The sequence below is a fragment of the Agromyces italicus DSM 16388 genome (assembly GCF_000421545.1).
In the GTDB taxonomy this organism is placed as follows: Bacteria; Actinomycetota; Actinomycetes; order Actinomycetales; family Microbacteriaceae; genus Agromyces; species Agromyces italicus.
Genome location: NZ_ATXF01000005.1, coordinates 408,051 through 434,892, shown reverse-complemented (window position 1 = coordinate 434,892; position 26,842 = coordinate 408,051). Strand labels below are relative to the sequence as shown.

Annotated in this window: 27 protein-coding genes; 18 read left to right on the top strand and 9 right to left on the bottom strand. The window is 70.6% G+C overall.

All coding sequences use genetic code 11. The features are described from left to right. Positions 1–168: 168 nt before the first annotated feature. Positions 169–912 carry a TetR/AcrR family transcriptional regulator gene (locus H516_RS0106365; RefSeq protein ID WP_022888885.1) on the bottom strand — a complete coding sequence of 248 codons (744 nt, stop codon included), beginning with the start codon at positions 910–912 and terminating at the stop codon, positions 169–171. Between the two features lie 88 nt (positions 913–1,000). Between H516_RS0106365 and H516_RS20910 the strand changes: the two genes are divergently transcribed. Beyond that, positions 1,001–1,312 (top strand): VOC family protein, encoded by a 312-nt coding sequence (locus tag H516_RS20910; protein ID WP_245561736.1) that lies wholly within the window; start codon positions 1,001–1,003, stop codon positions 1,310–1,312. 553 nt (positions 1,313–1,865) lie between these two features. Here H516_RS20910 and cofD read toward each other — a convergent pair. Together cofD and H516_RS0106350 are read right to left on the bottom strand one after the other, a co-directional pair. Then, the gene (gene cofD / locus H516_RS0106355; RefSeq protein ID WP_026378499.1) at positions 1,866–2,879 is read right to left on the bottom strand and encodes a 2-phospho-L-lactate transferase; all 1,014 of its coding nucleotides are present in this window, start codon (positions 2,877–2,879) and stop codon (positions 1,866–1,868) included. A gap of 48 nt (positions 2,880–2,927) precedes the next feature. Further along, complete coding sequence (locus tag H516_RS0106350; RefSeq protein ID WP_022888883.1) at positions 2,928–4,013, bottom strand: DNA polymerase IV; 1,086 nt, start codon at positions 4,011–4,013, stop codon at positions 2,928–2,930. Positions 4,014–4,092: 79 nt separating this feature from the next. On the opposite strand from H516_RS0106350, the gene H516_RS0106345 reads away from it, so the two are divergent. Beyond that, positions 4,093–4,575 (top strand): hypothetical protein, encoded by a 483-nt coding sequence (locus tag H516_RS0106345; RefSeq protein WP_157432166.1) that lies wholly within the window; start codon positions 4,093–4,095, stop codon positions 4,573–4,575. Positions 4,576–4,642: 67 nt separating this feature from the next. Here H516_RS0106345 and H516_RS0106340 read toward each other — a convergent pair whose 3' ends face one another. Next, positions 4,643–5,374 carry an NYN domain-containing protein gene (locus H516_RS0106340; protein WP_022888881.1) on the bottom strand — a complete coding sequence of 244 codons (732 nt, stop codon included), beginning with the start codon at positions 5,372–5,374 and terminating at the stop codon, positions 4,643–4,645. A gap of 51 nt (positions 5,375–5,425) precedes the next feature. Here H516_RS0106340 and H516_RS0106335 point away from each other — a divergent pair, with 51 nt between their 5' ends. After that, on the top strand, positions 5,426–5,899 hold the full coding sequence (locus H516_RS0106335) for a hypothetical protein (protein WP_022888880.1): 474 nt from the start codon (positions 5,426–5,428) through the stop codon (positions 5,897–5,899). Between the two features lie 21 nt (positions 5,900–5,920). On the opposite strand, the gene H516_RS0106330 is transcribed toward H516_RS0106335, so the two are convergent. Next, a complete protein-coding gene (locus H516_RS0106330) occupies positions 5,921–6,310 on the bottom strand; it encodes an MmcQ/YjbR family DNA-binding protein (protein ID WP_022888879.1) in 390 nt (129 codons plus the stop codon). 93 nt (positions 6,311–6,403) lie between these two features. Between H516_RS0106330 and H516_RS0106325 the strand changes: the two genes are divergently transcribed. Further along, the gene (locus H516_RS0106325) at positions 6,404–6,871 is read left to right on the top strand and encodes a DUF2510 domain-containing protein (protein ID WP_022888878.1); all 468 of its coding nucleotides are present in this window, start codon (positions 6,404–6,406) and stop codon (positions 6,869–6,871) included. A 12-nt stretch (positions 6,872–6,883) separates the two neighbouring features. Here H516_RS0106325 and H516_RS0106320 read toward each other — a convergent pair whose 3' ends face one another. Next, entirely contained in the window at positions 6,884–8,290 is a 1,407-nt protein-coding gene (locus tag H516_RS0106320) for an aminotransferase-like domain-containing protein (protein ID WP_245561735.1), read from the bottom strand. Between the two features lie 248 nt (positions 8,291–8,538). Here H516_RS0106320 and H516_RS0106315 point away from each other — a divergent pair, with 248 nt between their 5' ends. The 7 genes from H516_RS0106315 to H516_RS0106285 all read left to right on the top strand — a co-directional run bounded on the left by H516_RS0106315 (position 8,539) and on the right by H516_RS0106285 (position 15,717). Next, positions 8,539–9,387 carry a nitrilase-related carbon-nitrogen hydrolase gene (locus tag H516_RS0106315; RefSeq protein WP_022888876.1) on the top strand — a complete coding sequence of 283 codons (849 nt, stop codon included), beginning with the start codon at positions 8,539–8,541 and terminating at the stop codon, positions 9,385–9,387. Between the two features lie 41 nt (positions 9,388–9,428). Further along, complete coding sequence (hydA, locus tag H516_RS0106310) at positions 9,429–10,871, top strand: dihydropyrimidinase (protein WP_022888875.1); 1,443 nt, start codon at positions 9,429–9,431, stop codon at positions 10,869–10,871. A 120-nt stretch (positions 10,872–10,991) separates the two neighbouring features. Beyond that, positions 10,992–12,023: a TIGR03842 family LLM class F420-dependent oxidoreductase gene (locus H516_RS0106305; RefSeq protein WP_022888874.1), complete on the top strand. Its 1,032-nt coding sequence runs from the start codon at positions 10,992–10,994 to the stop codon at positions 12,021–12,023. A gap of 110 nt (positions 12,024–12,133) precedes the next feature. Further along, the gene (locus H516_RS0106300; RefSeq protein WP_022888873.1) at positions 12,134–13,459 is read left to right on the top strand and encodes an aspartate aminotransferase family protein; all 1,326 of its coding nucleotides are present in this window, start codon (positions 12,134–12,136) and stop codon (positions 13,457–13,459) included. 25 nt (positions 13,460–13,484) lie between these two features. After that, positions 13,485–14,978 (top strand): CoA-acylating methylmalonate-semialdehyde dehydrogenase, encoded by a 1,494-nt coding sequence (locus tag H516_RS0106295; protein ID WP_022888872.1) that lies wholly within the window; start codon positions 13,485–13,487, stop codon positions 14,976–14,978. Positions 14,979–15,049: 71 nt separating this feature from the next. Then, a complete protein-coding gene (locus H516_RS0106290) occupies positions 15,050–15,295 on the top strand; it encodes a hypothetical protein (protein WP_022888871.1) in 246 nt (81 codons plus the stop codon). After that, positions 15,292–15,717: a TA system VapC family ribonuclease toxin gene (locus H516_RS0106285; protein WP_022888870.1), complete on the top strand. Its 426-nt coding sequence runs from the start codon at positions 15,292–15,294 to the stop codon at positions 15,715–15,717. Before H516_RS0106290 ends, H516_RS0106285 begins: the two co-directional genes overlap by 4 nt. Before the next feature lie 9 nt (positions 15,718–15,726). Here H516_RS0106285 and H516_RS0106280 read toward each other — a convergent pair whose 3' ends face one another. Together H516_RS0106280 and H516_RS18700 are read right to left on the bottom strand one after the other, a co-directional pair. Beyond that, a complete protein-coding gene (locus tag H516_RS0106280) occupies positions 15,727–16,500 on the bottom strand; it encodes an enoyl-CoA hydratase/isomerase family protein (protein ID WP_022888869.1) in 774 nt (257 codons plus the stop codon). 145 nt (positions 16,501–16,645) lie between these two features. Then, on the bottom strand, positions 16,646–17,485 hold the full coding sequence (locus H516_RS18700; RefSeq protein WP_022888868.1) for a helix-turn-helix transcriptional regulator: 840 nt from the start codon (positions 17,483–17,485) through the stop codon (positions 16,646–16,648). A gap of 69 nt (positions 17,486–17,554) precedes the next feature. Between H516_RS18700 and H516_RS0106270 the strand changes: the two genes are divergently transcribed. After that, complete coding sequence (locus tag H516_RS0106270) at positions 17,555–18,166, top strand: dihydrofolate reductase family protein (RefSeq protein WP_022888867.1); 612 nt, start codon at positions 17,555–17,557, stop codon at positions 18,164–18,166. On the opposite strand, the gene H516_RS0106265 is transcribed toward H516_RS0106270, so the two are convergent. Further along, a complete protein-coding gene (locus H516_RS0106265) occupies positions 18,163–19,080 on the bottom strand; it encodes a LysR family transcriptional regulator (protein ID WP_022888866.1) in 918 nt (305 codons plus the stop codon). The two genes, H516_RS0106270 and H516_RS0106265, sit on opposite strands and share 4 nt — an antisense overlap. Before the next feature lie 140 nt (positions 19,081–19,220). On the opposite strand from H516_RS0106265, the gene H516_RS22825 reads away from it, so the two are divergent. The 6 genes from H516_RS22825 (at position 19,221) to H516_RS21210 (ending at position 26,842) form a co-directional block, all read left to right on the top strand. Beyond that, a complete protein-coding gene (locus H516_RS22825; protein WP_022888865.1) occupies positions 19,221–19,343 on the top strand; it encodes a hypothetical protein in 123 nt (40 codons plus the stop codon). A 276-nt stretch (positions 19,344–19,619) separates the two neighbouring features. Next, positions 19,620–20,360, top strand: a complete 741-nt coding sequence (locus tag H516_RS0106255) for a Type 1 glutamine amidotransferase-like domain-containing protein (protein WP_026378496.1) — start codon at positions 19,620–19,622, stop codon at positions 20,358–20,360. Beyond that, the gene (locus tag H516_RS0106250) at positions 20,357–21,715 is read left to right on the top strand and encodes an anaerobic C4-dicarboxylate transporter family protein (protein WP_022888863.1); all 1,359 of its coding nucleotides are present in this window, start codon (positions 20,357–20,359) and stop codon (positions 21,713–21,715) included. Before H516_RS0106255 ends, H516_RS0106250 begins: the two co-directional genes overlap by 4 nt. Positions 21,716–21,728: 13 nt before the next feature. Beyond that, positions 21,729–23,153 (top strand): threonine/serine exporter family protein, encoded by a 1,425-nt coding sequence (locus H516_RS18695; RefSeq protein ID WP_022888862.1) that lies wholly within the window; start codon positions 21,729–21,731, stop codon positions 23,151–23,153. 9 nt (positions 23,154–23,162) lie between these two features. Continuing rightward, positions 23,163–23,723, top strand: coding sequence for an orotate phosphoribosyltransferase (gene pyrE / locus H516_RS0106240; RefSeq protein WP_022888861.1), 561 nt, complete (start codon positions 23,163–23,165; stop codon positions 23,721–23,723). Further along, positions 23,723–26,842 carry a septum formation family protein gene (locus tag H516_RS21210; RefSeq protein ID WP_026378495.1) on the top strand — a complete coding sequence of 1,040 codons (3,120 nt, stop codon included), beginning with the start codon at positions 23,723–23,725 and terminating at the stop codon, positions 26,840–26,842. The genes pyrE and H516_RS21210 overlap by 1 nt, the downstream gene beginning before the upstream one ends.

The window sequence follows — 26,842 nt, the reverse complement described above, 5'->3', positions numbered from 1 at the left end:
TTCGGGGCCGGCGGCCGGTCGCAGGCCCGCTCCGGCACGGCAGCGGGCTTGACAGCGGCCGGGTCGGGCCGAGCTTCGGCGGCCCTTCGCTACCCGCTCGGCTCGTCGGCCGGCCCCGGGTGGAGTCATCGGCGGTTCCTGGGTCAGGTCGATCCGGTTCCGACGAGGTCAGTCGACGAGCGGGGCCGGGTCGATGCCCTCGAGGTCGGCGAGCCCCGCGAGCACCCGCGCCAGGCCGAACTGCCACGCCCGCTCGGCGTCGTACGGGCCGCCCATCGCCTCGCCGGCGACACGGCCGACCCGCTGGGCGAGGGGGAGGTCGTCGCCGAGGTACGCGACCAGCCCCGCCACCGACTGCTCCCACAACTCGCCGAACTCGCCGGTCGCCGGCCGCACCACGATGCGCGCGGCGGTCGCGCGGGTGAAGTCGAGCACGAAGGTCAGTGCTGCGTCGCGCGCGACGTCGTCGAGCGAGGTGCCGTCGAAGGCGTGCAGTTCGCGGTCGTACTTCGCGATGGTGCCGGGCCCGAGGGCGGTTCGCGGGTCGTCGAGGTCGAGCAGCCACGGATGCTCCTTCAGGAGCGCGAGGTTGTCGTCGGCCACGCGGCGCACTCGGGTTCGCCATGCCGAACGCGCGAACGACGTCGGCGTCATGCGCGCGTGCGCCTGGTCGGCCATGAGCACGAGGAGGTCGTCTCGGCTGTTCACGTGCGTGTAGACCGACATCGGCGTCAATTCGAGCTTCTGCGCCAGCGCTCGGATCGTGACCGCGCCGAGCCCGTCTTCGTCGGCGAGGTCGATGGCGAGGGTGACGACATCGGTGGTCGAGTGGCGCGCCTTCGGGCCACGACGACGGATGACGGGTACGTCCGCGCGGTTGCGCCAAAGGAGGTCGAGCAGTGGTTCGGGCAATGCGGGCCTCCTCGGGAATATCTGCGCTATAACTGTACGTTGTACATTGAACTGTACAACGTACAGAGATTTACCGACGGGAGACTCCATGAACATCACCCAGACCGCCGTGTCGCTCAACGTGTCCGATGTCGAGGCCTCGGCCGGCTTCGCCATGATGCACTTCGGCTACGAGAAGGCGATGGCGGCCGACGGATTCGTCTCGCTCACGCACCCCGCGTCGAACTCGAACCTCATCTTCCTCGTGACCGGGCTGGCGACCTTCAAGCCGGCCGAGATCGCCGGGAGTGCGGGCCAGGGGCTCTTGCTCGTGTTCGTCGTCGAGCACCTCGACGACGAGTTCGCGCGCATCGAGGCCGCCGGTGCTCGAGTCGTGACGGCGCCGGAGACCGAGCCATAGGGGGAGCGCTACTGCCAGTTCGCCGACGCGAACGGACTCATCTGGCAGCTCGTGGAGTGGGTCGCCTGACGCGCTCGGTTCAGCCGCTGTTCGCGGCGTCGTGACGAATCGCAGGACGAACCGGGCGGCGCGCCGATGTGGCGTGCCGCCCGCGTCGTATGCTCCTGCGACCCGCCCGGCGAGGTTCCATCCCGCGAGCCCGGCCACATGGCCGCATGGCCACTCCGGGTCCGGCCACATGGCCACACGGCCACTCCGGGTCCGACCACACGGCCACTCCGGGTCCGGCCACATGGCCACATGGCCACTCCGGGTCCGGCCACATGGCCACACGGCCACACACCCGCGAACGCGAACCCCGCGCCCGAGTGCTGACGTGACCAGCTCAGTCGCTGTTCGACGGACCCGGCGGGCCGCCCCGTCTGGTGACCGATGCCGATCAGCACCTCGGATCCCGATGCGGACCGAGACCGAGGCCGAGGCTGAGACCGAGACCGAGGCCGAGACCGAGGCCGTGGTCCAGGTCCGGGGTCTCGCGCTGCGAGCGTGGGGACTACGCGACCGATGCGGCGAGGTCGAGCGCGGCGCCGGCGAGGGCGGCCGAGGTGTCGAGGTCGCGCATCCACAGCGGGGTCGCCGCCGCGATGAGGCCGGCGTCGGCGAGCGGGTCGAGCGCCGAGGCATCCGTCTCGTCGACGAGCCAGGCGTCGAGCAGGCTGCCGGCCGATCGCGCACCGTAGTGGAGACCGACTCCCTCGGCGGTCGTGTCGACGCCGATGACCGGCAGGCAGGCGTCGGCCATGCCGCGCACCACCTTTCCGCCGATGATGGGGGAGACGCCGACGACCGGGGCCGCGGTCGCCGCGAGCGCCTCGCGGATGCCCGGGATCGAGAGGATCGTACCGATCGAGACGACCGGGTTCGACGGCGCAACGAGCACGGCGTCGGCGTCGGCGATCGCCTCGGCGACGCCGGGTGCGGGTCGCGCCGCGTCGAGGTTGCGCTGCGTGAACGCGAGCGCCGGCAGGGCGGCGCGGTGGCGGGTCCACCACTCCTGGAAGTGCATCTCGCGCTCGCCGCCGGGAGCCTCGGGGTCGGCGACCCGCACCCACGTGTCGACCTCGGTGTCGGTCGCCGGGATGAGCCGAACCCCGAGCGGCCAGCGCCGCTGCAGGCGCTCGCCGATCTGCGACGGGGTGAGGCCGTCGCGCAGCCACGACGTGCGGGCGAGGTGGGTGCCGAGGTCGAGGTCGCCGAGGGTGAACCACGGCCAGCCGACGCCCCACTCGCGGAGCTCGGCCGCGACGCGCTCGGTCTCGCCGGCACGGCCCCATCCGCGCTCGGTGTCGTTCACGCCCGCGAGCGCGTAGAGCAGCGAATCGAAGTCGGGCATGAGCCGCACGCCGGCGAGCCACACGTCGTCGCCGGTGTTCACGATCACGGTGATCTCCGCGCTGGATGCCTCGGCGCTGCCGTCGGCACCGGGCCACCGCCGCGCGCACTCCTCGCGGACGCCCAGCACGAACTTCGAACCGCCGACTCCGCCGGCGAGCACCGTGATCTTCACGGATCCCACGCTAGCCGTGCGCTCAGCGCGTGAGCGACGCCCCGGCGTTCACCACCCGCTGCGGGTAGGCGTGTGCCCGTCGCGCGCCTCGTCGGGCATCCGCATCTCGGCGCGCAGGCCGAGCAGGCGCACCGGCCGATCGGGTTCGATGCGGCCGGCGAGCTCGAGCATGCGCGCGAGCACGACCTCGTGGTCGCCGGTCTCGGCGATCTTCTTGGTGAACGTCTTCGTGATGAACGGCGCGTACCGCACCTTGAGTGCGAGGCCGACGACCGGGCGGCCCTCGGCCGTGACATCCGCGAGCACCTGCGAGGCCAGTTCTCGGATCGCGCCCTCGATCTCGGACGCCTCGACGAGGTCGTGCTGATAGGTCGTCTCGCGGCTGTGGCCGCGCGCGACCCAGGGGGTGTCGTCGACGACGCGTGCGCCCTCGCCGCGCCCGAGCTGCGCGTACCAGGGGCCCATGCGCGGGCCGAACTCGGCGACGAGTCCGGCGGCCTCGGGGTCGGCCGCGGCGAGCTCGCCGATCGTCGTGATGCCGAGCGCGGCCAGGCGCCGCGAGATCTTCGTGCCGATGCCCCACATCTCCTTCGTGGGCCGGTCGCCCATGACCTCGAGCCAGTTCTCCGCGGTCAGCCGGAACACGCCCTGCGGCTTGCCGAACCCCGTCGCGACCTTGGCGCGTACGAGCGTGTCGCCGATGCCCACGCTGCAGTGCAGCCGGGTGCGCTCGAGCACCGCGCGCTGCAGGTCTCGCGCCGTCGACTCGGGCTCGTCGGTCTCGACGCCGACGAACGCCTCGTCCCAGCCGAGGACCTGCACCGTCGCCCCGGGCTGCGCGCGCAGCGTCGCCATCACCTCCTCGGATGCCGCGGTGTACGCCTCGTGGTCGACCGGCAGGATGATCGCCTCCGGCGCCTTGCGCGCCGCGATCCGCAACGGCATGCCCGATCCGACGCCGAACTCCCGCGCCTCGTACGACGCGGTCGACACGACCGCTCGCTCGGTCGGATCGCCCCGGCCGCCGACGATCACCGGCTTGCCCGCGAGCTCGGGGCGCCGCAGCACCTCGACCGCCGCGATGAACTGGTCGAGGTCGACGTGCAGCACCCATGCCCGGCTGCGCTGGCTCACGGGGTCAGTCTGCCGTGCGAGGCCGCGGCCGCATAGGATCGCGACGTGTATCCGGACATCGCTCGTTCGACTCCCGCCCGTGGGTCCGATGTCAGGTGACCGACGAGGCCGACAGGGCAGCGCACGTTCGCGCGCGGTTCGTGGCGTTCAACGGGTCGCCGTCTACGTGATGATCGGGGCGTTCGCGCTCATCTTTCTCGTACTGGCCGTCATCACAACCATCGACGCGCAGGAACCGGTCGTCTGGGGGACGTTCACCGAGGAGTACTGCCAGGAGACTCGCAAAGGGTGCAGCAGCATCGGTACCTGGGTGTCAGACGATCGGACCATCACCGAGACCGACATTCGCCTCGACGGCTGGGTCGAGCCGGGGGGCTCGGTCCGAGCCGGGTACCAGCCGACGGGGATCATCAGTGACACGGAAAATGACATCGTCCACGCAGCCGGCTGGATGAGCGTGGGACCGTTCGTCCCCTGGGCGCTCGCGCTCGGGATGATCATCTGGGGGCTGATGCAGGCCGCAGCGTGGGGGCATCTCAAGATTCGAGGGTTCGCCCGGTGAAGCGAAGTGCCCAGAGTTGCCTCGGGACCCCGACGTGGCGGCGAGCGCCGATCGGGCGTGGAGACTTTCAGACGCCGTTCTTCTTCCGGCTCTGCACTCGCACGCCGCCCGGGCGCGATTCGACCACGAAAAGCTCGGTCGCGCGAACGAGGTCCGAGAGCTTCGCATAGCCCCAGTTGCGCGGGTCGAAGTCGGGGTGCTGCTTGCGCATGAGCAGGCCGACCGGAGCGAGGTTCGCCCAGCCGTCTTCGCCCGATGCCGTGGACACGCTCGTCCGCAGACCGTGCACGAGCTTGGTGTCGCTGCGCAGCTTCGGGCCGGGAATGCGGGTCGAAACCGGCGCCGTGCTCTCCGCCGCGGGCTCGTCGAGCACCTCGAGGTAGGTGAACTGGTCACACGCGTTCCGGAACGCCTCGGGCGTCTTGCGCTCGCCGAAACCGTGGACGGTGACGCCCTCTTCGCGGATGCGCGACGCGAGCCGGGTGAAGTCGCTGTCGGACGACACGATGCAGAATCCGCGGAATCGCCCCGTATACAGCAGGTCCATCGCGTCGATGATGAGCGCGCTGTCGGTGGCGTTCTTACCGACGGTGTTCGCGAACTGCTGCATCGGCTGGATCACGTGCTCGCTCGCGACGGACTTCCAGCTGCCGAGGTTCGGCGTGGTCCAGTCGCCGTAGACGCGCTTGACCGAGGCGGTGCCGAAGCGTGCGACCTCGGTGAGGACGGCCCCGATCTTCGACGGCGGCACGTTGTCGGCGTCGATGAGGACGGCGAGAAGGTCGTTCGGCTGCGACATCCGACCAGCATGGCACCGCGCCACGTGCCAGAGGCGAATAGATTCTCGAACGTGACGATGAAGTGGCTCACTCGAGAATGGGCATTCGGCTCACTCGGCGACGATGAGGTGAGAGAGCGCTGGCAGGCGTACGAGGCCCAGCGTGCGCTCGTGCTGCCGGGTCTTACGTCGGGTGCCGAACGCTTGGCAGACGGAATCAACCTGCACGACGCGCAAGTTCATGTCTTCGACTTGCGACCGGGCGAGGCGTTGGTGCTCCGCGCGCTCATCGGCGATCTGCAGGTCGGCTACGAGTTCATCGAACTGACGTACATCGATCCGGAACTTCGCCTGGAGCCCGGGGCGACGATCGAATCCCTCCGGCTGTTCGACGCTGAGACCGAGATCGTCTACGACGAGATCGACCTCGAGCCGGACGGGCGGTTCGTTCATCGGGTGCTGCTCTGGCCGGACGGCGAGTACGAGGTCACCTTCACGGCACTCACCGAACGGCGTGAAGCGGCCGATCCGCGAGACCGCCGGTAGTCGTCGTCGGGGCGGCGACACCTACGCGTCGTCGAACCCGAACTCGCGCCGCAGATACCTCGGCGCCTGCACCCGCCACGCCTCGGTCACGAGCTCGTCGAGGTGGTCGTCGGCGATGCCTGCCATGCGGAACGCGACCTTCGGCTCGCCCCACCGGGTCGTCGCGCGCAGGAACACCTCGGGCTGCATCTCACGGAGAGCGAGCGCGTCGACCGGGTCGGCGACCTTCACCCCGACCACGAGCTCGGCGGCGATGACCTCGCGCATGTCGTCGGGGATGCTCGGCCACGGGTGGCACTCCCAGACGAAGAGCTTGTTGCGCACGAACCATGCGGCGCCGCCGGTCATCGCCCGCTCTTCGCTGCCCGGCAGCCCGGCCGCGATGCGGCGGATGTCGTCGAGGTCGGCCATGGGGCGAGCCTATTCGGCGGCGCCGACGCCGGATGAGCAGCGATCCGCCCCGCGGTTCATGCAGAATGGCCTTCGATCGAAGGAGGGTGCGCGTTGACTCATGGTCTCCAACCGTCGGCCACGCCGCCCGGGTGGTACGACGATCCCGAGGCACCTGATCTGCTCCGCTGGTGGGACGGTCGCGAATGGTCCGACGAGGACTTCCGGTCGAAGCCGGCCGATCGCGGAGTGAACACCGCCGCGCAGCGGGCGCGGGCGCTGTTCCTCTGGGCGTTGCCGATCGCCGTCCTCTTCTGGATCGTGCCGATCTGTCTGATGCTGCTGCCGAACTCCACGGTCAAGACGGTGGGCACCTTGGTGGCGTTGATCGGGTCGATACCCGTGACGGCCCTGACGGGGCTCGCGATCGTGTTCGGTGCGATCGGGCTGAGTCGTGCCGGTCGGCTCGACGGATCGGGCCGCAGGCCTGCGCTGACCGGTCTCATCGGAGGGATCGGCATCATGGCGGCGCCCGCAGTGCTCAGCAACGTCCTCGTCTTCGGCTTCGGGCTCGCGCCGTAACCGGCACCGCCCTCAGTAGCCTCCCGCCACGACGTGCTGCGCGGCCGTCGCGAGCGCGTCGGCCACCCCGTCGACGTCGTCGCGCACGAGGCCGACCGTGACGCGCACGAACTCGACCGGGCGTCGCGTCCGGCCCGCGCCCGTGGCATCCGTGCCGTTCGCGGCGAGGAAGGGGGAACCGGCGGCGACCCTGATGCCCGCGACCGCGAGTTGCACGAGCGCCGAGCGCTCGCCGAGCACCGGCATCCAGAGGTTGATGCCGTCGGCGTGCCGCACGGCGACGCCGCGCTCGCGGAGCGCGTCGCCGAGCATGCGCTGGCGCGTGAAGTACTGCCGTCGCGCCTCGGTGACGGCGTCGATCGAGGCGCCGTCGGTGAGCAGGTCGAGCAGGATCGTCTGCACCATGCGCGACGTCCAGCCGGGGCCGAGCATGCGACGCCCGGCGATGTGCTCGACGAGCTCGCGCGGCCCGCCGAGGGCGGCGATGCGCAGGTCGGGGCCGTGCGACTTCGAGAAGCTGCGCACATGCACGACGCGACCGGGCAGCCAGGTGCCGAGGGTCACGTCGCCCTCGATCGAGATGAGGCCCGAGTGGTCGTCTTCGATGACGACGAGGTCGTCGACGCGTTCGGCGTTCGCGATGGTGCGGGCGAGCGCTTCGGCGCGTTCGGCGGTCATGGATGCCCCGGTCGGGTTCTGTGCGCGCGGCTGCAGCAGCACGGCCGCCGGCCGTTTGCGCAGTGCGACGGCGAGCGCCTCGGGCACCATGCCGTGCTCGTCGAGCCGCACCGGCACCGCGACCGCGCCGAGCACGTCGAGCAGGTCGAGGAACGGCGGGAACCCGGGGCTCTCGACGACCACCCGATCGCCGAAGCGTACGAGCTCCTCGAGCGTGCGCGAGATCGCGTCGAGGGCGCCGTCGACGACCATGATCGACTCGGCGTCGCTCGGCCACGAGTCGCGCAGGGCGCGGGCGAGCGCGGGGATGACGGGTTCGGCCTGGTAGCTGCCGGTCTCGGCCCGCGTCGAGACGCGCGAGAGCGCGGGGCCGAGGGCGGGCAGCAGCAGCGGGTCGGGGGTGCCGCGCGAGAGGTCGAGCCGCACGGGGTCGTCGGGGGCGGCCATGCCGCGCATGCGCGGGGCGAGCCGGAGTGCTTCGGCACCGCGCACGAAGCTGCCGGCGCGGCCCCGGCTCTCGATGACGCCCGCGCGGGCGAGGGCCTGCCACGCCTGGCTGATCGTCGCGGGGCTGACGCTCAAGGCGGCGGCGAGCTCGCGCACGGTGGGCAGTCGGTCGCCCGCGGCGAGTTCGCCGCCGTTCACGAGCCGGGCGACGTCGCCGGCGATCGTGCGCGGCGAGGCATCGGTGAACTCGGCGAGTTCGATCAATCGCGAGGCATCCATTCGAATACCTGACACCACCATTGCCTCCGAACCGCGCAAGGGACAAGATATGTAACCACAGCGTCACAGAGTGAAACAGAAGAGAAATGTTCAAGCCGAACAATAACAGAACGGGCCACAAGCCCCTGGTTCGGCAGTTCCACCGGCAGTTCAATCGGTACATCTCGGCGTCGCAGCACCACCCGGCGAGCACCTGACACGAGCACCACGCCAGGCGATCCTCGAGTGAACGGCAATGGCGCCGCCCGACTCAGGAGACATTCATGACGATCGTCAGAGCGGCCATCACGCAGACCACGTGGACCGGCGACAAGGCCTCGATGCTCGACAAGCACGAGCAGTTCGCCCGCGATGCGAAGGCGCAGGGCGCCGAGGTCGTCTGCTTCCAAGAGCTGTTCTACGGCCCGTACTTCGGCATCACGCAGGACCAGAAGTACTACCGCTTCGCCGAGTCGGCCGAGGGGCCCATCGTGCAGCGCTTCGCCGACCTCGCGAAGGAGCTCGGGGTCGTCTGCGTGCTGCCGATCTACGAAGAGGCCGAGACGGGCGTCTACTACAACACCTCCGTGCTCGTCGACGCCGACGGAACCATCCTCGGCAAGTACCGCAAGCACCACCTGCCGCACCTCGACCGCTTCTGGGAGAAGTTCTACTTCCGTCCCGGCAACCTCGGCTACCCCGTCTTCGAGACCGCCGTCGGCCGCGTCGGCATGTACATCTGCTACGACCGCCACTTCCCCGAGGGCTGGCGCGAGCTCGGCCTGAACGACGCGCACCTGGTCTTCAATCCGAACGCGACGAAGCCCGGGCTCTCGAACCGCCTGTGGGAGGTCGAGGGGCCGTGCGCCGCCGTCGCGAACGGCTACTTCGTGCTGCAGCCCAACCGGGTCGGCCGCGAGGACAACGAGTACGGCGACCTCGCCGTCGACTTCTACGGCACGAGCCAGGTCATCGACCCGCGCGGCGACTTCGTCGGCGAGCGCGGCTCGAGCGAGCACGAGGAGCTGCTCGTGCGCGACCTCGACCTCGACATGGTGCAGCAGATGCGCGACGACTGGCAGTTCTACCGCGACCGCCGGCCCGACTCCTACGCGAGGATCGCGAAGCCGTAACCCCTGTTGATCGAGTAGCGACGAAGGAGCGTATCGAGATCATGACCACCACCCTCATCACCGGCGGCACCGTCGTCGGCGCCACCGGCCGCGCCGCGGCCGACGTGCTCATCGACGGCGAGACGATCCGCGCGGTGCTCGAACCCGGCAGCCGACTGCTCGGCACGGATGTCGCGGCATCCGTGGACCGCGTCATCGACGCCACCGGAAAGTACGTGATCCCCGGCGGCATCGACGCCCACACCCACATGCAGCTGCCGTTCGGCGGCACCGAGGCCTCCGACACCTTCGAGACCGGCACCCGTGCCGCGGCGCACGGCGGCACGACCTCGATCATCGACTTCGCCGTGCAGAGCTACGGCCAGCGCATCGAAGACGGGCTGGCCGCCTGGCACGAGAAGGCCTCGGGCAACTGCGCGATCGATTACGGATTCCACCAGATCGTCGGCGACGTCGACGCCGACTCGCTCGCCGCGATGAAGCGATTGCCCGACGAGGGCATCTCGAGCTTCAAGCTCTTCATGGCCTACCCCGGCGTCTTCTACTCGGACGACGCGCAGATCCTCAAGGCCATGCAGGTCTCGCGCGACACCGGCATGCTGACGATGATGCACGCCGAGAACGGCCCCGCCATCGACGTGCTCGCCCAGCAGCTCGTCGACGCGGGCAACACCGACCCGTACTACCACGGCATCGCCCGCGCCTGGGAGATGGAGGAGGAGGCGACGCACCGGGCGATCATGCTCGCGAAGCTCACCGGCGCCCCGCTCTACGTCGTGCACGTGTCGGCGAAGCAGGCCGTCGAGCAGCTCGCCTGGGCGCGCGACAAGGGGCAGAACGTCTTCGGCGAGACCTGCCCGCAGTACCTCTACCTCTCGCTCGAAGATCAGCTCGGGGCATCCAGCGATGAATGGGGCGCCTTCGAGGGCGCCAAGTGGGTGTGCTCGACCCCGCTGCGCTCGCGCGCCGAAGGCCACCAGCACTCGATGTGGCAGGCGCTGCGCACGAACGACCTCCAGATGGTCTCGACCGACCACTGCCCCTTCTGCATGAAGGACCAGAAGGAGCTCGGGCTCGGCGACTTCCGGAAGATCCCGAACGGCATCGGCGGGGTCGAGCACCGCATGGACCTCATGTACCAGGGCGTCGTCACGGGCGAGATCACCCTCGAACGCTGGGTCGAGCTCACGTCGACGACACCCGCGCGCATGTTCGGGGTCTACGGCACGAAGGGCGTCATCCAGCCCGGAGCCGACGCCGACCTCGTCGTCTACGACCCGAACGGGCACACCTCGATCGGGTACGGCGAGGGGCGCACGCACCATATGAACATGGACTACTCGGCCTGGGAGGGCTACGAGATCGACGGGCACGTCGACACCGTGCTCTCACGGGGCAAGGTCATCGTCGACGGCGACGAGTACCTCGGCGCCAAGGGCGACGGGAGGTTCCTGAAGCGGGGCCTCAGCCAGTACCTGCTGTGAACTTCGCCGCGGGTTGAGGAGGCGCGCCAGCGCCGTCTCGAAACCCCGGTACCTCGAACAACGGGTTTCGAGACGGCCGCAGGCGGCCTCCTCAACCCACAGAAGAGAAGGGAGCATCAGATGGATTTCGGCGTCGTCCTCCAGACCAACCCGCCCGCCTCACGCACCGTGCACCTCGCCAAGCTCGCCGAGCAGTTCGGCTTCAGCACCGCGTGGACGTTCGACTCGCACCTGCTCTGGCAGGAGCCGTACGTCATCCACAGCAAGATCCTCGCCGAGACCCACCGCATCAAGGTGGGCCCCTTCGTCACCAACCCGGCCACCCGGGACTGGACGGTCACGGCGTCGATCTTCGCCACCCTCAACGAGATGTACGGCAACCGCACGATCTGCGGCATCGGTCGCGGCGACTCGGCGGTGCGCGTCACGAACGGCAAGCCGGTCACGATCAGGGAGCTGCGGGAGTCGATCCACGTCATCCGCGAGCTCGCGAACTCGCGGCCGGTCGACTACAAGGGGTCGCAACTGCAGTTCCCGTGGTCGCGGGGCTCCGAGCTCGAGGTGTGGGTCGCCGCGTACGGACCGATGGCGTTGACGCTGGCGGGCGAGGTCGGCGACGGCTTCATCCTGCAGCTGGCCGACCTCGACATCGCCGCGTGGATGATCCAGCACGTGCGCGACGCCGCCGAGGCCGTCGGGCGCGACCCGCTGTCGATCAAGTTCTGCGTGGCGTCGCCCATGTACATCGGCGACGACTGGGGGCACATGCGCGAGCAGTGCCGCTGGTTCGGCGGCATGGTCGGCAACCACGTCGCCGACCTCGTCGCGAAGTACGGTTCGAGATCGGATGCCTCGGGGGGCGCCGTGCCGCGGGCGCTGACCGACTACATCACGGGCCGCGAGGGGTACGACTACAACGAGCACGGGCGGGCGGGCAACGTGCACACCGAGTTCGTTCCCGACGAGATCGTCGACCGGTTCTGCGTGCTCGGCACGGCCGAGGAGCACATCGCGAAGCTGAAGCAGCTGGCCGACCTCGGCGTCGACCAGTTCGCCGGCTACCTCCAGCACGACAACAAAGAGGAGACGTTGCGGGTCTACGGCGAGACCGTGATCCCGGCGCTCACCGAGCACGTGACCGCGAAGCGATGAACGGAGTACCGGTGGTCGAGTAGGGAGCGCAGCGACCGTATCGAGGCCCCTCACGAGATCTCGATACGCTTCGCTACTCGATCACCGGACGGAGACGAGAAGGGGACCCCATGACCGACAACCTCACCGACGGACTCGATGAGCTCGCCCGCGAACTCGACCGCGACCACGTCTTCCACTCCTGGTCGGCGCAGGCGCAGTCCTCCGGGCTCGTCGTCGCGAGCGGACGCGGCGCGCGCGTCTGGGATCACGCCGGCCGCGAGTACCTCGACTTCTCGAGCCAGCTCGTGAACGTCAACATCGGACACCAGCATCCGGCGGTCGTGGAGGCGATCCGCGAACAGGCCGAGCTGCTGACGACCGTCGCGCCGTCGACGGCGAACCTCGCCCGCGGCGAGGCGGCGAGGCGCATCGTCGCGCGCGCGCCGTCCGGTTTCAACAAGGTGTTCTTCACGAACGGCGGCGCGGATGCCAACGAGAACGCCATTCGCATGGCGCGTCTGCACACGGGGCGCGACAAGGTGCTCTCGACGTACCGCTCGTACCACGGCAACACGGGCGCCGCGATCGTCGCGACGGGCGATTGGCGGCGCGTGCCCAACGAGTTCGCCCGCGCGCACGTGCACTTCTTCGGCCCCTACCTCTACCGCTCGGAATTCTGGGCGTCGAACCCCGAGGAGGAGTCCGAGCGCGCCCAGCGCCACCTGCGCCGGGTCATCGAGGCCGAGGGGCCGTCGTCGATCGCGGCGGTGCTGCTCGAGACGATTCCCGGCACGGCGGGAGTGCTCGTGCCGCCCCCGGGTTATCTCGCCGGGGTGCGCGAGCTCTGCGATCGGCACGGCATCATGCTCATCCTCGACGAGGTGATGGCGGGCTTCGGCCGCACCGGTCGCTGGTTCGCATTCGACGGCTACGACGTGCGCCCCGATCTGATCACCTTCGCGAAGGGCGTGAACTCGGGCTACGTGCCGGCGGGCGGCGTCGTCATCTCCGACGAGATCGCGGCGACCTTCGACGAGCGGGTGTTCCCTGGCGGCCTGACCTACTCGGGACACCCGCTTGCGATGGCGTCGATCGTGGCGACCCTCGATGCGATGGCGTCCGAGGGCATCGTCGAGCACGCGCGCGAGATCGGGGCCGAGTCGATCGGGCCCGCGCTCGAGGATCTCGCAGAACGGCACCGGGTCATCGGCGAGGTGCGCGGCGAGGGCGTCTTCTGGGCGCTCGAGCTCGTCGCCGACCGGAAGACCCGCGAACCGTTGCCTGCCGTGGCGATGGGCCGCATCAAGGCCGCGCTCGTCGAGCGTGGGCTGCTGCCGTTCATCCAGGACAACCGCATCCACGTGGTGCCGCCGTGCGTGGTGACGGCCGAGGAGGTCGCCGACGCGATGGCGATCTACGACGACGTGCTGGCGACCGCCGAATCCGGCGACTGACGTCCGACGAGGAAACGAGGAGACCATGACCGACTTCATCGAGCACTGGATCGACGGGGCGTCCGTCGCGGGCGACGCCGCCCGCAGCGGCCCCGTCTACAACCCCGCACTCGGCGTCGAGCAGCGCCGCGTGCACTTCGCGTCGACCGACGACGTCGACGCCGCGGTCGAGGCCGCGGCGCGCGCGTTCCCCGGGTGGCGCGACACCTCGATCGCGAAGCGGCAGCAGGTGATGTTCAGATTCCGCGAACTGCTCGCCGGTCGCGCCGACGAGCTCGCCGCGATCCTCACCAGCGAGCACGGCAAGGTGCTCGGCGACGCCGCGGGCGAGATCGCCCGCGGCCTCGAGGTCGTCGAGCTCGCCTGCGCGATGCCCGGCTACACCAAGGGCGAGTACAGCGAGAACGTGTCGACGGGCATCGACGTCTACACGCTGCGGCAGCCGGTCGGCGTCGTCGGCATCATCTCGCCGTTCAACTTCCCGGCGATGGTGCCGCTGTGGTTCTTCCCGCTCGCGATCGCGACGGGCAACACCGTGGTGCTGAAGCCGTCCGAGAAGGATCCCTCGGCGGCCGTCTGGCTGGCGCGGCTCATGCAGGAGGCCGGGCTCCCCGACGGTGTGCTCAACGTCGTGCACGGCGACAAGGTCGCCGTCGATGCCCTGCTGCACCACCCGACCGTGCGATCGATCTCGTTCGTCGGCTCGACGCCGATCGCGCAGTACATCTACGCGACCGCGACGGCCAACGGCAAGCGCGTGCAGGCCCTCGGCGGTGCGAAGAACCACATGCTCGTGCTGCCCGACGCCGACCTCGACCTCGCCGCCGACGCCGCTGTCAACGCCGGCTTCGGCTCGGCGGGCGAGCGCTGCATGGCCATCTCGGCGGTGCTCGCGGTCGATTCGATCGCCGACGAGTTCGTCGCGAAGGTGGCCGAGCGGATGTCGCGCCTGACGACCGGCGACGGAACGCGGGGGTGCGACATGGGCCCCCTGATCACCCGCGAGCACCGCGACAAGGTCGCGGCGTACCTCGACGTCGCCTCGGCCGACGGAGCGAGTCTCGTGGTCGACGGTCGCGACCCGGTCGTCGACGGCGACTCGGCCGGATTCTGGCTCGGCCCGACCCTCGTCGACCGCGTGCCGACGTCGTCGGCCGTGTACCGCGACGAGATCTTCGGGCCGGTGCTCTCGGTGGTGCGCGTCGACGGGTACGAAGACGGGCTCGAGATCATCAACCGTTCGCCCTACGGCAACGGCACGGCGATCTTCACGAACGACGGCGGGGCGGCCAGGCGATTCCAGCGCGAGGTGACGGTCGGCATGGTCGGCATCAACGTGCCGATCCCGGTGCCGGTGGCCCACCACTCGTTCGGCGGCTGGAAGGACTCGTTCTTCGGCGATGCGAAGGCGTACGGGGCTCGCGGCTTCGACTTCTTCACGCAGGAGAAGGCGATCACCTCGCGCTGGCTCGACCCGAGCCATGGCGGCTTGAACCTGGGTTTCCCGCAGCACGAGTAATTCCAGAAAGGTGATGCGCTTGATGCAGGTGAGGTGATGCATGTGATGCGTCGTCTCGGTAGAATCGAAGCGTGCGGACCACGCTGAACATCGACGAACGGCTGCTCGCGGTCGCCAAGCGGCGTGCCGCAGAGCGACATCTGACGCTGGGCGAGTTCGTCGAAGAGGCGGTTCGCCGCGAACTCGTGAGCGAGATCGGTCGGAGCGCTCCGGTTTCGCTGCCCGTCTTCACTCGAGGCACGGGAATGCGGCCGGGGGTCGACGGGTCGAACCGCGGGCTCTACGACGCGCTCGACGCGAGCGGCGAGCGTGCATGATCGTCGTCGACGTCAACGTGCTGCTCGCCGCGTTCCGTCAGGACCACGCCCAGCACGAACTGGCCCGTCCGTGGCTCGAGCAGATGCTCTCGGGCGGTGACGAGGTCGTCGTTCCCGACGCCGTCTGGATCGGCTTCGTGCGGATCGCGACCAATCAGGCGATCTTCGAGGTCCCGGCGACCGCTGCCGAGGCTTTCGAATTCGTCACCAGCGTGACAGGATCGGCCGGGTACCGGGTGATGCCGGGGCTCGTCGACGGGCTGGCGCTGTTCGCCCGCGTCTGTCTCGAATCGCAGGCGGTCGGCAATCTGATCCCCGATGCGTACATCGCCTCGGTGGCGCGGGCGTACGCATGCCCGGTCGCGAGTTTCGACCGCGACTTTCGGCGGTTCGACGATCTCGAGATCGTCGTCCCCGCCTGAAGGAGCCCGTCAGCGGCGAGTGAACCTCGCGATGCGGGACTGAGCCTCGGGGGTGGCGAAGGCGGCGCCGATGGTGCGCGCCTCGTCGTCGAGCGCGTCCTGGAACGAACGCGCGAGACCCGACCGCACGAGCCGTTTGGCCTGGCCGAAGGCGCCGGTCGCACCGTCGAGCCACGACTGCGCGATCGCGCGTGCCCTGCCGGCGACCTCCTCGTGCGGCACGACCTCGGTGACGAGGCCCCAGTCGAGCGCCTCGGCGGCGGTGATCGTGCGCGGGGTGAGGGTGAGCTCGAGCGCGCGGCGCGTGCCGACCGCCTCGGGCAGCAGCGTGCTCACGCCGCAGTCGGGCGTCAGCCCGATGTCGCTGTAGCGGCTCGAGAACCTCGCCTGCTCGCTCGCCACGACGAGGTCGGCGACGAGCATGAAGCCGAGCCCTCCGCCCGCGACGGGCCCCTGCACCGCCGCGACGATCGGCTTCGCGCTCTCGCGCAGCGTCAGGTGGCCGTCGTGGATCCGATCGGCGAGCTCCGTGATGACGGTCGCCGCATCGCCGCCCGCGGCGGCGAGCTCCGACATCGCCACGACGTCGCCGCCCGCGCAGAACGCTCGCCCCGAGGCATCCAGCAGCACCGCGCCGATATCGTCGCGCTCGGCGACCTCGTGCGCGATCGCCTGCCAGCGGGCGATCGCGTCGGGGTCGACCGCGTTGAGTCGAGCGGGGCGGTTGAGGGTGACGCGGGCGAGCCCGTCGGTCACGTCGAGGAGGATCGCGTCATCGGCCATGGTGCCGGAGCCTACCGCGACGGTCGCGGCGCGGGGCGGGTCTTTGGCGACCCCCTCTCGCGGCCGCGGCGAGCTGCGGGCGCCGGTGGTGGCCGATCGCCAATCGCGTCGTCGGACCCTGTCGCCGGACCGGCTCGTCGCGTCGTCAACCGATCGCGGCCTGGGCGGTCGTGGGCTCGGTGCGGAGCAGCTCGGTTGGCGTCCATCCCGCGAACCTGCGGAACTCTCGCACGAGATGGCTCTGGTCGGCGAAGCCGACGGCGGCCGCGACCTCGGCGGCCGGGCGATCCCGCAGTTCCGCGAGGGCGTGCTCGAACCGCACGACGCTCGCCGCCGTCTTCGGCCGGATGCCGACCTCCTCGGTGAAGCGCGCGGTCGCGTGGCGCTGGCTCCACCCGGTCTGCTCGACCAGCTCGCCGATCCTGGCCCGGCCGCCCGAGCGTTCGATCTGCCGCCACATCCACGCGACGAAGGGCTCGACCGGGCGGCCGTGCCCGAGCAGGTCGAGCAGCACCCGATCGACCAGTTCGAAGCGGCGCGGCCAGGTACGGGCCTCGTGCAGCCGTTCCACGAGCCGGTCGTCGAACGCGGGCACCGCATCGGCGAGATCGACGACGCGCGCCGCGAGCTCGCGGCCCGGCAGGCCGAGCAAGCGCATGACGCCGAGTGGGGTGAGGTAGATCTGCAGGCAGTGCTGCTCGTGCTCGAACGAGGTGGTCGCATGGCCGGGCATGATGCCCGCGACGAACGAGGTGCGGCGACCGCGCTCCTCGCCTGCCGAGAGGTCGATCACGTCGAGCGGCGTGCCGAACGACAGCACCAGGGGGATCAGGCTTCCGGCGACCTGGCGGCGGACCACCGGCCGGTCGACGCGCTCGTGATGGCCGACGATGCCCGCCACGAGCCCGGCGAGCTCGGGGCGCACGGGGTGACGCACCAGCACGGGTCGGGGTGCGGATGCCTCGGGGCGTGCGTCGTTCGTCATCGTCGATCGATTTCCTTCAAGCACTGCGCCGCCCGGGCGGAGCAGCATGGAGTGTGAAAGGAGAAGCTGATGCGCAGATTGATCGCGATCGAGTTCCTCTCGGTCGACGGGGTCATGCAGGGACTGGGATCGCCCGACGAGGACCGCGAGGGCGGCTTCGAGCACGGCGGTTGGGGAGCACCCTACGCCGATGCGATCCACGCCTCCACCGTCGCCGGCGGGCTCGATGACACGACGGCCTATCTCTTCGGCCGGAAGACCTACGAGAAGTTGGCGGCCTTCTGGCCGTCGGTGCCCGACGAGAACCCGATGGCCGCGCACCTGAACGCCACCGAGAAGTACGTCGCCAGCCGCAGCCTCACCACGTTCGACTGGACGAACACGCGACCACTGGCCGGCGACGCGACCGACGGCGTGCGCGCGCTGAAGCGAACAGGAGAGGGCGACCTCGCGATCCTCGGCAGCGGCGTGCTCGTGCGGTCGCTCCTCGAGGCCGACCTGATCGACGGGTTCCGGTTGTTCGTGCACCCCCTGCTGCTCGGTTCGGGCAAGCGGCTCTTCGGCGAGCTCGAAGCACCGCGCCCGCTCGTGCTGACGGGGTTCGACACCACCTCGATGGGCAGCCTCGTGCTCGCCTACGACGTGGTGCGCGGCACGGAGCCGCGGTCGGGCGCCGCCTAGTCGGCCATGTGCTCGCGCTCGAGCCGCGCCGACTGCGAGACGAGCACGTCGAGCACGGTGCGCACGGCGAGGCGTTCGGCGACGTCGGGGCGTACGAGGGCGACGATCTGTCGGGCGGATGCCACGCCGCGGAGCGGCTTCAGCACGATCGATTCGGGAACGGCGCCGCTCGTGAACCGCGGCACGAACGCGATGCCGAGCCCCGCCTCGATGAAGGCCTCGATGATGCGCATGTCGCTGAAACGCTGACTCACCAGCGCCCGTCGGCCCGTCTGCTGTTCGATCGCGTGCAGGATCCGCTCGAAGGGGAATCCCGGCGGCACGCCGAGCCAGGTCTCATCGACGAGGTCGCTCGGCGTGAGGTGCGAACGGCCGGCCAGCCGATGGTCGGCCGGCAGGCCGATGTCGAGCGGCTCGGTGAGCAGCGGCACGGCCCGAAGCCCCCGGCCGCCCCACGGCAGCACGCCCGGCATGGTGTGGGCGAGCACGATGTCGTGGTCGCTCGTGAGGTCGGCGAACTCGGCGAGCTCGGGGTCGAGGTCGGTGGCGTGCACGACGAGGCCGGCGATCTGCGAGAGCTCGGTCATCACCGCGGGCAGCACCGTCGCGCCGATGGTCGGGAAGGTCATCAGCGTGACCTCGCCGCTCGGGTGGTTGCGGAACTCGTCCCACAGGGAGGTCGCGCGTTCGAGGGCGATCGCGACGTCGGTCGCGCTGCGGGCCAGCGCATGTCCCGCGCTCGTCAGCACGACGCCTCGCCCGCTGCGCTCGGTGAGCGGCATGCCGGCCTCGCGTTCGAGCACCTTGAGCTGCTGCGAGACGGCCGAGGGGGTCCGTCCCGTGGCCTCGGCGACCGCGGTCACCGAACCGCGCTCGGCGAGTTCGCGGAGCAGATCGAGGCGGCGGACATCCATGTAGAGATTCTACATCGTCATTGTAGAATTGTGAGCTTGTGCTGAAAGTTTCGACGCGGAAGAATAGTGCAGGTTCGAACACGTGCAACGGCGCAGAGTCGCTCGACCAGCCCGCACCGTCTTCGTCGAAGGGATCCATCGTGATCAGCGTCATCGTGCTTCTCGGCACCGTTTCCGTCGTCGCCGTCGTCGGCGCGATCGTCGTCACCGCTCGTGACGGCTACCGCCGCCAGCCGCGGGAGACGTTCGCGCGCACCGTCTGAGTGCCGCGAATCCCCGGAGGTCCGTTCTCCGGGACTGCAGGGCCGCCGCGCGGGGGAGGGACACCCTCCGATCGTGAGGCGCGGCCCTCTGAAAGGGCCGCCGCGCGGGGGAGGGACACCCCGCGGGGCGGCCCTTCCTCTGTGCCGTCGTGTTCGACCGCAGCGGATCGGGATGCGTTGGGGGGATCTCGATCCGCGCCCCTGCGCGCCTACTCGACCGACGAGGTCATCTCCCGATAGCGTGACCCGCAGGTGCATCGCGACGAGGGGGGACCGATGGCGCACGTGGTGGCGACCGGGGCAGGCAAGGCCATGATGGAGCGTCGGGCTGATCCGACGCACGACTACATCCTGCGATTGACGGGCAAGGAGCGACCGAGGGTGCTCTTCGTGGGCACGGCGACGGGCGACGAGGCGGCGTACGCGCTGAGCTTCTACAAGACCTACGACTCCGACCGCTGCGCGCCGCACCACCTCACGCTCTTCCATCGGGATCTCGACGACCTCGCGGGGTTCGTCAGGGGCTTCGACGTGATCCACGTCGGCGGGGGCAACACGGCGAACATGCTCGATGTGTGGAAGCGGCAGGGGCTCGACGAGATCATGCGCGAGATGTGGGAGGACCCGGGCTCGAACGTCGTCTTCACGGGCGGCTCGGCCGGCGGAATCTGCTGGTTCGAGGGCGGCACGACCGACAGTTACGGGCCGACCCTCCAGGTGCTGCCCGAGGGGCTCGGCTTCCTGCACGGCAGCTTCTGCCCCCACTACGACGCGGAGGACCAGCGGCAGCCGATCTTCCACGCCGCGCTCAAGGGCGGCGAGCTCGCGACGGGGTACGCCGTCGGCAACCTCCAGTCGCTGCACTTCGAGAATCAGGAGTTCGTCACGGCGATCAGCCCCGTCGACCCCGCGCTCGCCCTTCGCGTCGAGGCGATCGACGGCCGGATCGTCGAGACCCCGCTCCCGGTCGAGGTGCTCGAGGGTCGCGGACCGATCGTGAAGGGACCGAGCGCGTGAACGACAACGTCTGGATCCTCTTCGCCCAGCTGATCGTCGTCGTCCTGGCGATCTTCATGGGCACCCGCACGAGCGGGATCGGGCTCGGCGTCTGGGGCCTCGTCGGGGTCGCGGTGCTCGTCTTCGGGTTCCAGACCGCACCCGGCAACGCGCCCGTCGACGCCGTGTTCATCGTGCTCACGGTGATCGTGGCGGCTTCGGTGATGCAGGCGGCCGGCGGCATCGACTGGATGGTGTCGGTGGCGGCCAGGGCGATCAGGTCTCGTCCGAAGAGCGTCGTCTTCCTCGCCCCCGCGATGTCGTTCCTCTTCACCGTCGGTGCGGGCACGGGCAACATCTTCTACCCGCTGCTCCCGGTCATCTACGACGTCTCCTACCAGCAGAAGATCCGCCCGGAGCGGGCGCTGTCGGTCTCGGCCGTCGCCTCGCAGGTCGGCATCCTCTGCAGCCCGGTCTCGGCCGCGACCGCCTCGCTCGTCGTGCTCCTCGCGCCGAGCGGCGTCGACCTCGGGCAGGTCCTGCTCATCATGTGGCCGGCGTCGATCGTCGGTCTCTTCCTCGCCGCCCTCGTCATGGTTCGGCACGGCAAGAACCTCGAGGACGACCCCGAGTACCAGCGACGCCTCGCCGAGCACCTCATCAAGCCGCCGGTCGAAGACGCGAGAACGAAGAAGCTGCCCCGCACGGCGGTGCTGTCCGCATCGATCTTCCTCGCCGGTGTCGGGTTCATCGTCCTCATGGGGCTGTTCGAAGGACTCCGCCCTGTCATCGGCACCGATGACGCCGGCGATCCCGTGCGCGTCTCGGTGACGATCATCATCGAGGTCACCATGGGCGTCATCGCGGCGCTCATCTTCGTCTTCTGCAAGGTCAAGTCGGCCGACGTGCCGAAGCAGTCGACGTTCCCGGCCGGCATGGTCGGTGCCTTCGCGCTGTTCGGCATCGCCTGGCTCGCGAACACCTTCGTCGCGTACAACAACGACCTCATCGTCGCGGGTCTCGGCTCGATGGTCTCGGGGTCGTCGGCGTTCGTCGGCGCGCTGCTCTTCGCGCTCGCGCTGTTCCTCGTCGCCATGCTCACGACGAGCCAGTCGAGCGCGACGAACGCCATCGTGCCCATCGGCCTCGCGATCGGACTGCCGGCCTCGCTCATCGTCGGGCTCTGGCCCTCGGCGATGGGCATGTACACGCTGCCCGCCAACGGGTCGCAGGTGGCGACGGCCGCGTTCGACCAGACCGGAACGACGAAGCTCGGCAAGTTCGTGTTCGACCACTCGTTCCAGCTGCCGAACCTCGTGTACGTCGTCTCGGCGATGATCGTCGGCGTGCTGCTCTCCTTCGTGGTCGTCGCCTGACGAGTTCGCCTCGATGACCGTCGCCGCCGATCCCGCCCTTCTCCGCCGATTCCTCCTCGGGCTCGCGGAGGGCATGAACGCGGCCGCCGATTCCGTCGACCACATCCGCGACACCCTCGTGCGGGTCTCAAGGGCATACGGGAGCGACGGCACCGACTTCGTCGTGCTGCCGACGGTGATCATCGTGGAGACGGGCGCGGGCGAGGCGGGGCGCGTCGCGATCAGGTCCGCGGTGAACGCCTCGTTCCGCTTCGACCAGATCGCGGCGCTGTACACGCTTATCGGGCAGGCCGAGCGCGCCGAGATCGATCCGCTCGACGGAATCAAGCGGCTCAACGCGATCGGCGCGATGAAGCCGGGTCATGGATGGCTCGTCCGCACCTTCGGGCATGCCGTCCTGGTGACCGGCCTCGCGCTGCTGCTCACCCCGACCTGGCAGGGCGCGCTCATCGCGTTCGGCCTCGGCGCGTTCGTCGGGCTCGCGAAGCTCGTGCGGTCGCCCACCCTCCAGCTCGTCTTCCCGGTGTTCGCGGCGTTCGCGAGCGCGCTCGCCGTCTTCCTCATCGCGCCGTACGTCGAGATCGGCGACCCGATCAGGCTGCTCATCGCCCCGCTCGCGACCTTCCTGCCCGGTGGGGTGCTGACGACCGCCGTGGGCGAGCTCGCGGGCGGGCAGATGCTCGCGGGAGCGTCGCGGCTCGTCTTCGGTCTCGTGCAGCTGGCGCTCCTCGCGTTCGGCATCCTCGCCGCGGGCACCGTGGTCGGCGTCGAGAGTTCGAGCTACTCGCCGCTCGAGGCATCCGCGCCCTTCCCCTGGTGGGTCGCCCTCGTGGGTGTACTGCTGTTCGCGATCGGCAACTACCTGCATTTCTCGGCACCCCGGCGCACCTTCGGCTGGGTGCTGCTCGTGCTGCTCGTCGCGTACACCGGCCAGTCGGTCGGCGGGCTGCTGCTCGGCTCGACGGTCGGGGGATTCATCGGGGCACTCGCGATGACGCCGGTGGTGCTCTGGATCGCGACGCTGCGGAACGGGGCGCCGTCGCAACTGACGTTCCTGCCGGGATTCTGGCTGCTCGTGCCCGGTGCCGCCGGACTCGTCGGGCTGACCGAGGCCGTCGGCACGGCGCGCGGGCTCCAGGATTTCGCGGACGCGCTCACGTCGATCATGTCCATCGCGCTCGGCGTGCTCATCGGCACGGCGCTCTACCGGGTCGTGCACCATGGGGCCGAGGAGCTCGCTGACTTCCACATCGACGTGCCCGCCGCGCTCGCCGAGAAGGATGAGCCGCCGTTCTGGGCGCGGCTCGTTCCGGGAACGCCGCGATCGATCTGGGGTCGGCGCCGGGCACGGCCGTCGACGGGCACGCGCACGGATGCCTCGGGGCGTGCGTCGTCCGAGGAGGGACCCACTCCTTCCTCTCAGGCGCCCGCGCCGTAAAGTAGTCGGGTGACCCAGCACGATTCCGACGCTCGACGTCGACTCATCGACTTCATCTCCGCCGACGCCGTGTTCCACGGCGACTTCACGCTGACGAGTGGAAAGAAGGCGAGTTACTACGTCGACCTGCGCAAGGTCAGCCTCGACCACCGGGTCGCGCCGCTCATCGGGCAGGTCATGCTCGACCTCATCGCCGACGTCCCCGACGTGGCCGCGGTCGGCGGCATGACGATGGGGGCCGACCCGATCGCATCGGCGATCCTGCACCAGGGGGCCGCGCGCGGTCGTGCGTACGACGCTTTCGTGGTGCGCAAGGAGCCGAAGGACCACGGCCGCGGCAAGCAGGTCGAAGGCCCCGAGCTCGCCGGCAAGCGCGTCGTCGTGCTCGAGGACACCTCGACCACCGGCGGCTCGCCGATCAAGGCCATCGAAGCGCTGCGCAAGGTCGGCGCAGAGGTCGTGGCGGTCGCGGTCGTCGTCGATCGGGCCACCGGAGCCCGCGAGGTCATCGAAGCCGAGGGCGTGCCCTACCTGTACGCGATCGGGCTGGAAGACCTGGGCCTGGCCTGATGAACGAACGGCAGGGATTCGACGACGGCGCCGACTGGCTGCTCGCGCAGCTGGCGGGCGGCGGGGCCACGGGCTCCGCGCCGCAGGCGACCCCGCCGCAGTCCCCGCCGGCACCTTCGGTATTCGCCGCTCCCGCCTCTCCTGCCGCTCCGGCCTCGCCGCCGCTCGCCGCTCCGACGCGTCCGTCGCGGCACGAGGAGGTGCTCGACTGGTTCTCGCTCGCCGAGCCCGCGCGCGATGACTCGGCTACCCGGGCGCTCCCGGTCATCGGCGAGCCGTCGCCCGCCCAGCCGGCCGCGTCGCACGAATCGGCCCCGGCGGCGCCGTGGGGCGCCGCCGCGGGTGGAGCTGCGGTCGCGGGCGGTGCCTCCGCAGTGCCGCCCGTCCAGCCGGCCCTTCCGAGCTGGAGCCCGCCGTTCTCCGTCGCGCCGCCCGCGCCGACCGTTCGCCTGACTGAAGTCGAGCCGCCCGTCGGTGGTGCTCCGGCAGCTCCGGCATCCCCGCGGGTTGCAGCTCCGGAAGCATCTGCACCCCTCCAGACTCCCGCGCGGGTCTCGCCGTTCGCCGATCCGAACCCGATGCCGGCCGCCCAGCCTCCCGTGGCGTCGTGGCCGTCCGCCCAGGCGACGCCGACGCAGCCTGCCGCGCGCGTGGCGCCGGCCGCGCCCGTCGCGCCGGTCACGCCACCCGGCCCGGTCACGCCGCCCGCATCGTTCGCGCTCACGTGGGGCGACCAGGAGCTCGAATCCGAGGCCGCGCTCCGGGCGGCGTTCCAGCAGCTCTCGAACGGCTCCGCCTCGGTCGGACTCCAGGCGAGTGATACGACCCCTGCGGTCGCCCGGGCGACGCCCGTCGCCGAGCCCGCGCTCCCCGAGGCGCCCGTCGCCGAGCTCGCGCCGACGACCGACGGGCCCGTCGCCGAGCCCGCGCCGACGACCGATGACGGGCCCTTCGCCGGCTTCTCCCCGCCGCCCGTGGCGCGCAGCTCGTTCACTCCGGTGGGCGGCATCCCGCAGCAGCAGCATCCGACCGCGCCGCCCGAGGCGCCCGCGGGGTGGGGCGAGACGCCGGCACCGCGCGCGTCGAGCTACGACGACGAGCTGTGGGCCGCGCTCAACGAGCCCGACCCCGTGCCGTCGGCTCCCGCGACCGCCCGTGGAGTTCCGGTCTTCGATGCCGCCCCTGTCGCGCCGGTCGCACCCGTCGCGGGTGACGTCGCCCAGGCCGAGACCCCGTCGTGGTCGGCGGGTCGCGCATGGACCGACTTCGCCGCCGCGCCGGCCGTGCCCGAGCCTGTCGTGCCCGAGCCCGTCGTGCCCGAGCCCGTCGTGCCCGACCCGACGGAGGTCGTCCAGCCCGCCATCCGCCGCGCGAGCCGATTCGATGCGTTCGCCCAAGAGCTCGAGTCGGTTCCGCGCGCCGAGCCCCCGGTCGCCGATCCGGCCGGTGCGACGCAGGCGCCCCACGACGAGCGCCTCGAGACATCCGAACCGCCGACCGCTGCGCTTCCCGCGGCTGACGATCGACGCAACGCCTTCGAGGGAGCACTCGCGGCCCCGCGCGCGCCGTTCCCCGCGTTCGCCACCGCTCCGCCCCGTCCCGAGCCGGGCGCCTTCGGTGCCGTCCCGCCAGTCGATGACCTGCTCGCCGCACTCGGCGGAGGAGCCGCAGCGCCCGCGGCAGATGCGGCTCCCGCTGCGTTCGCCGGTATTGCCGCGGGTGCCGTCGCCGCGACCGCGGCCCGATCTGCGCCTGTTGACGACGACGGCCTCGATCGACTCGGTCTCGCCTTCGACCGCGGTGACGACGTCGCCGAGACCGACGCCGACGACTTCGACGACGAGCCAGGGGAGCCCGGGGAGCCCGGGTACCTCTGGAATCTTCAGCCCGACCCGAACGCCGAAGACCCGCGTGCCGAGTCGCCGGGTTCGGTGTCGACGATCCTCGCGGCCGGAGCTCCGGCGACCGGCGCGGTCGCCGCCGCCGACGATCAGCCCATGAGCAGCGGCCTCGGCTCGCTCGTGCGAGTCGCGACCGCGCCCGAGCCCGCGCCCGAGCCCGTGCTCGAGCCGGCACCCGACCCCACAGCTCGACACGCTGACGAGTTCGCAACCGAGGACGCGTTCTTCGACGCCATCGCCCAGCGCGCCGCGGTGTTCCCGGCTGAACCCGATCTCGGGTCGGTTGATCGCCCCGTCGCGGATGACCGGTTCGGCGCCGGAGCCGAGCCGGCCGCCGACGACGGCCTCGCGGCGCTGTTCGGCAGCGTCGCGGCCACAGGACCGCTCCGGCTCATCGATCCGTCGGTCGGCCGGCCGGCCGAGACGTACCCGGCGACGGCGCTCCTGCAGTCGGGCGCGACGGCGACACTCTTCACCGCAGGCGCAGGCGCAGGCGCAGGCGCAGGCGCAGCCGCCACGGGCATGGGCGGCGGCACCGGCGGCCAGGCCGGTCGAGGGTCGTCGGGTTCGAGCTCCGGCTCCAGCGCGAGCGGCTCCGGGCGGGGCTCCTCGGGCGGCGGCACGAGCGGTGGCGGCTCCGAGAGCGGCGGCGGCAAGCACGGCATCCGCCCGCTCGTCTGGATCGCGGGAGGACTCGTCGCCCTCCTCGTGCTCGTCGGCCTCTTCTTCCTCGGCACGATGTTCACGAAGGGCAGCAACGCCGATGCGCCGAGCGGCTCCCCCTCGGCGAGTGCGAGTGAGACGCCGGCGCCCGTGCCGACCGCGGCGCAGCCGGCGGGCGTGCATGCGTGGGACACGCTCTTCGGCGGCGAGTGCCTCGAGCCCTTCACCGACGCCTGGCAGGAGGAGTACACGGTCGTCGACTGCACCGCTCCGCATGCCGCGCAGCTGGTCTATCACGGCACGCTCCCGGGCGACGCGGCTGCGCCCTACCCGGGCGAGGCCGAACTCGCCACGCAGATGAACCTCCTGTGCACGGCCGCGGGCGTCATCGACGTGGCCGCGGTGTCGGGTGTGGACGACCTGCAGGTCCAGGCCTCCTACCCGGCCGAGGCCGCCCAGTGGGACGCGGGTGCACGCGACTACTACTGCTTCGCGAACCGTTCGGGCGGCGAGCCGTTGACGGCGAGCATCGCGGGCCCGGGTCCGGCGGCCTGA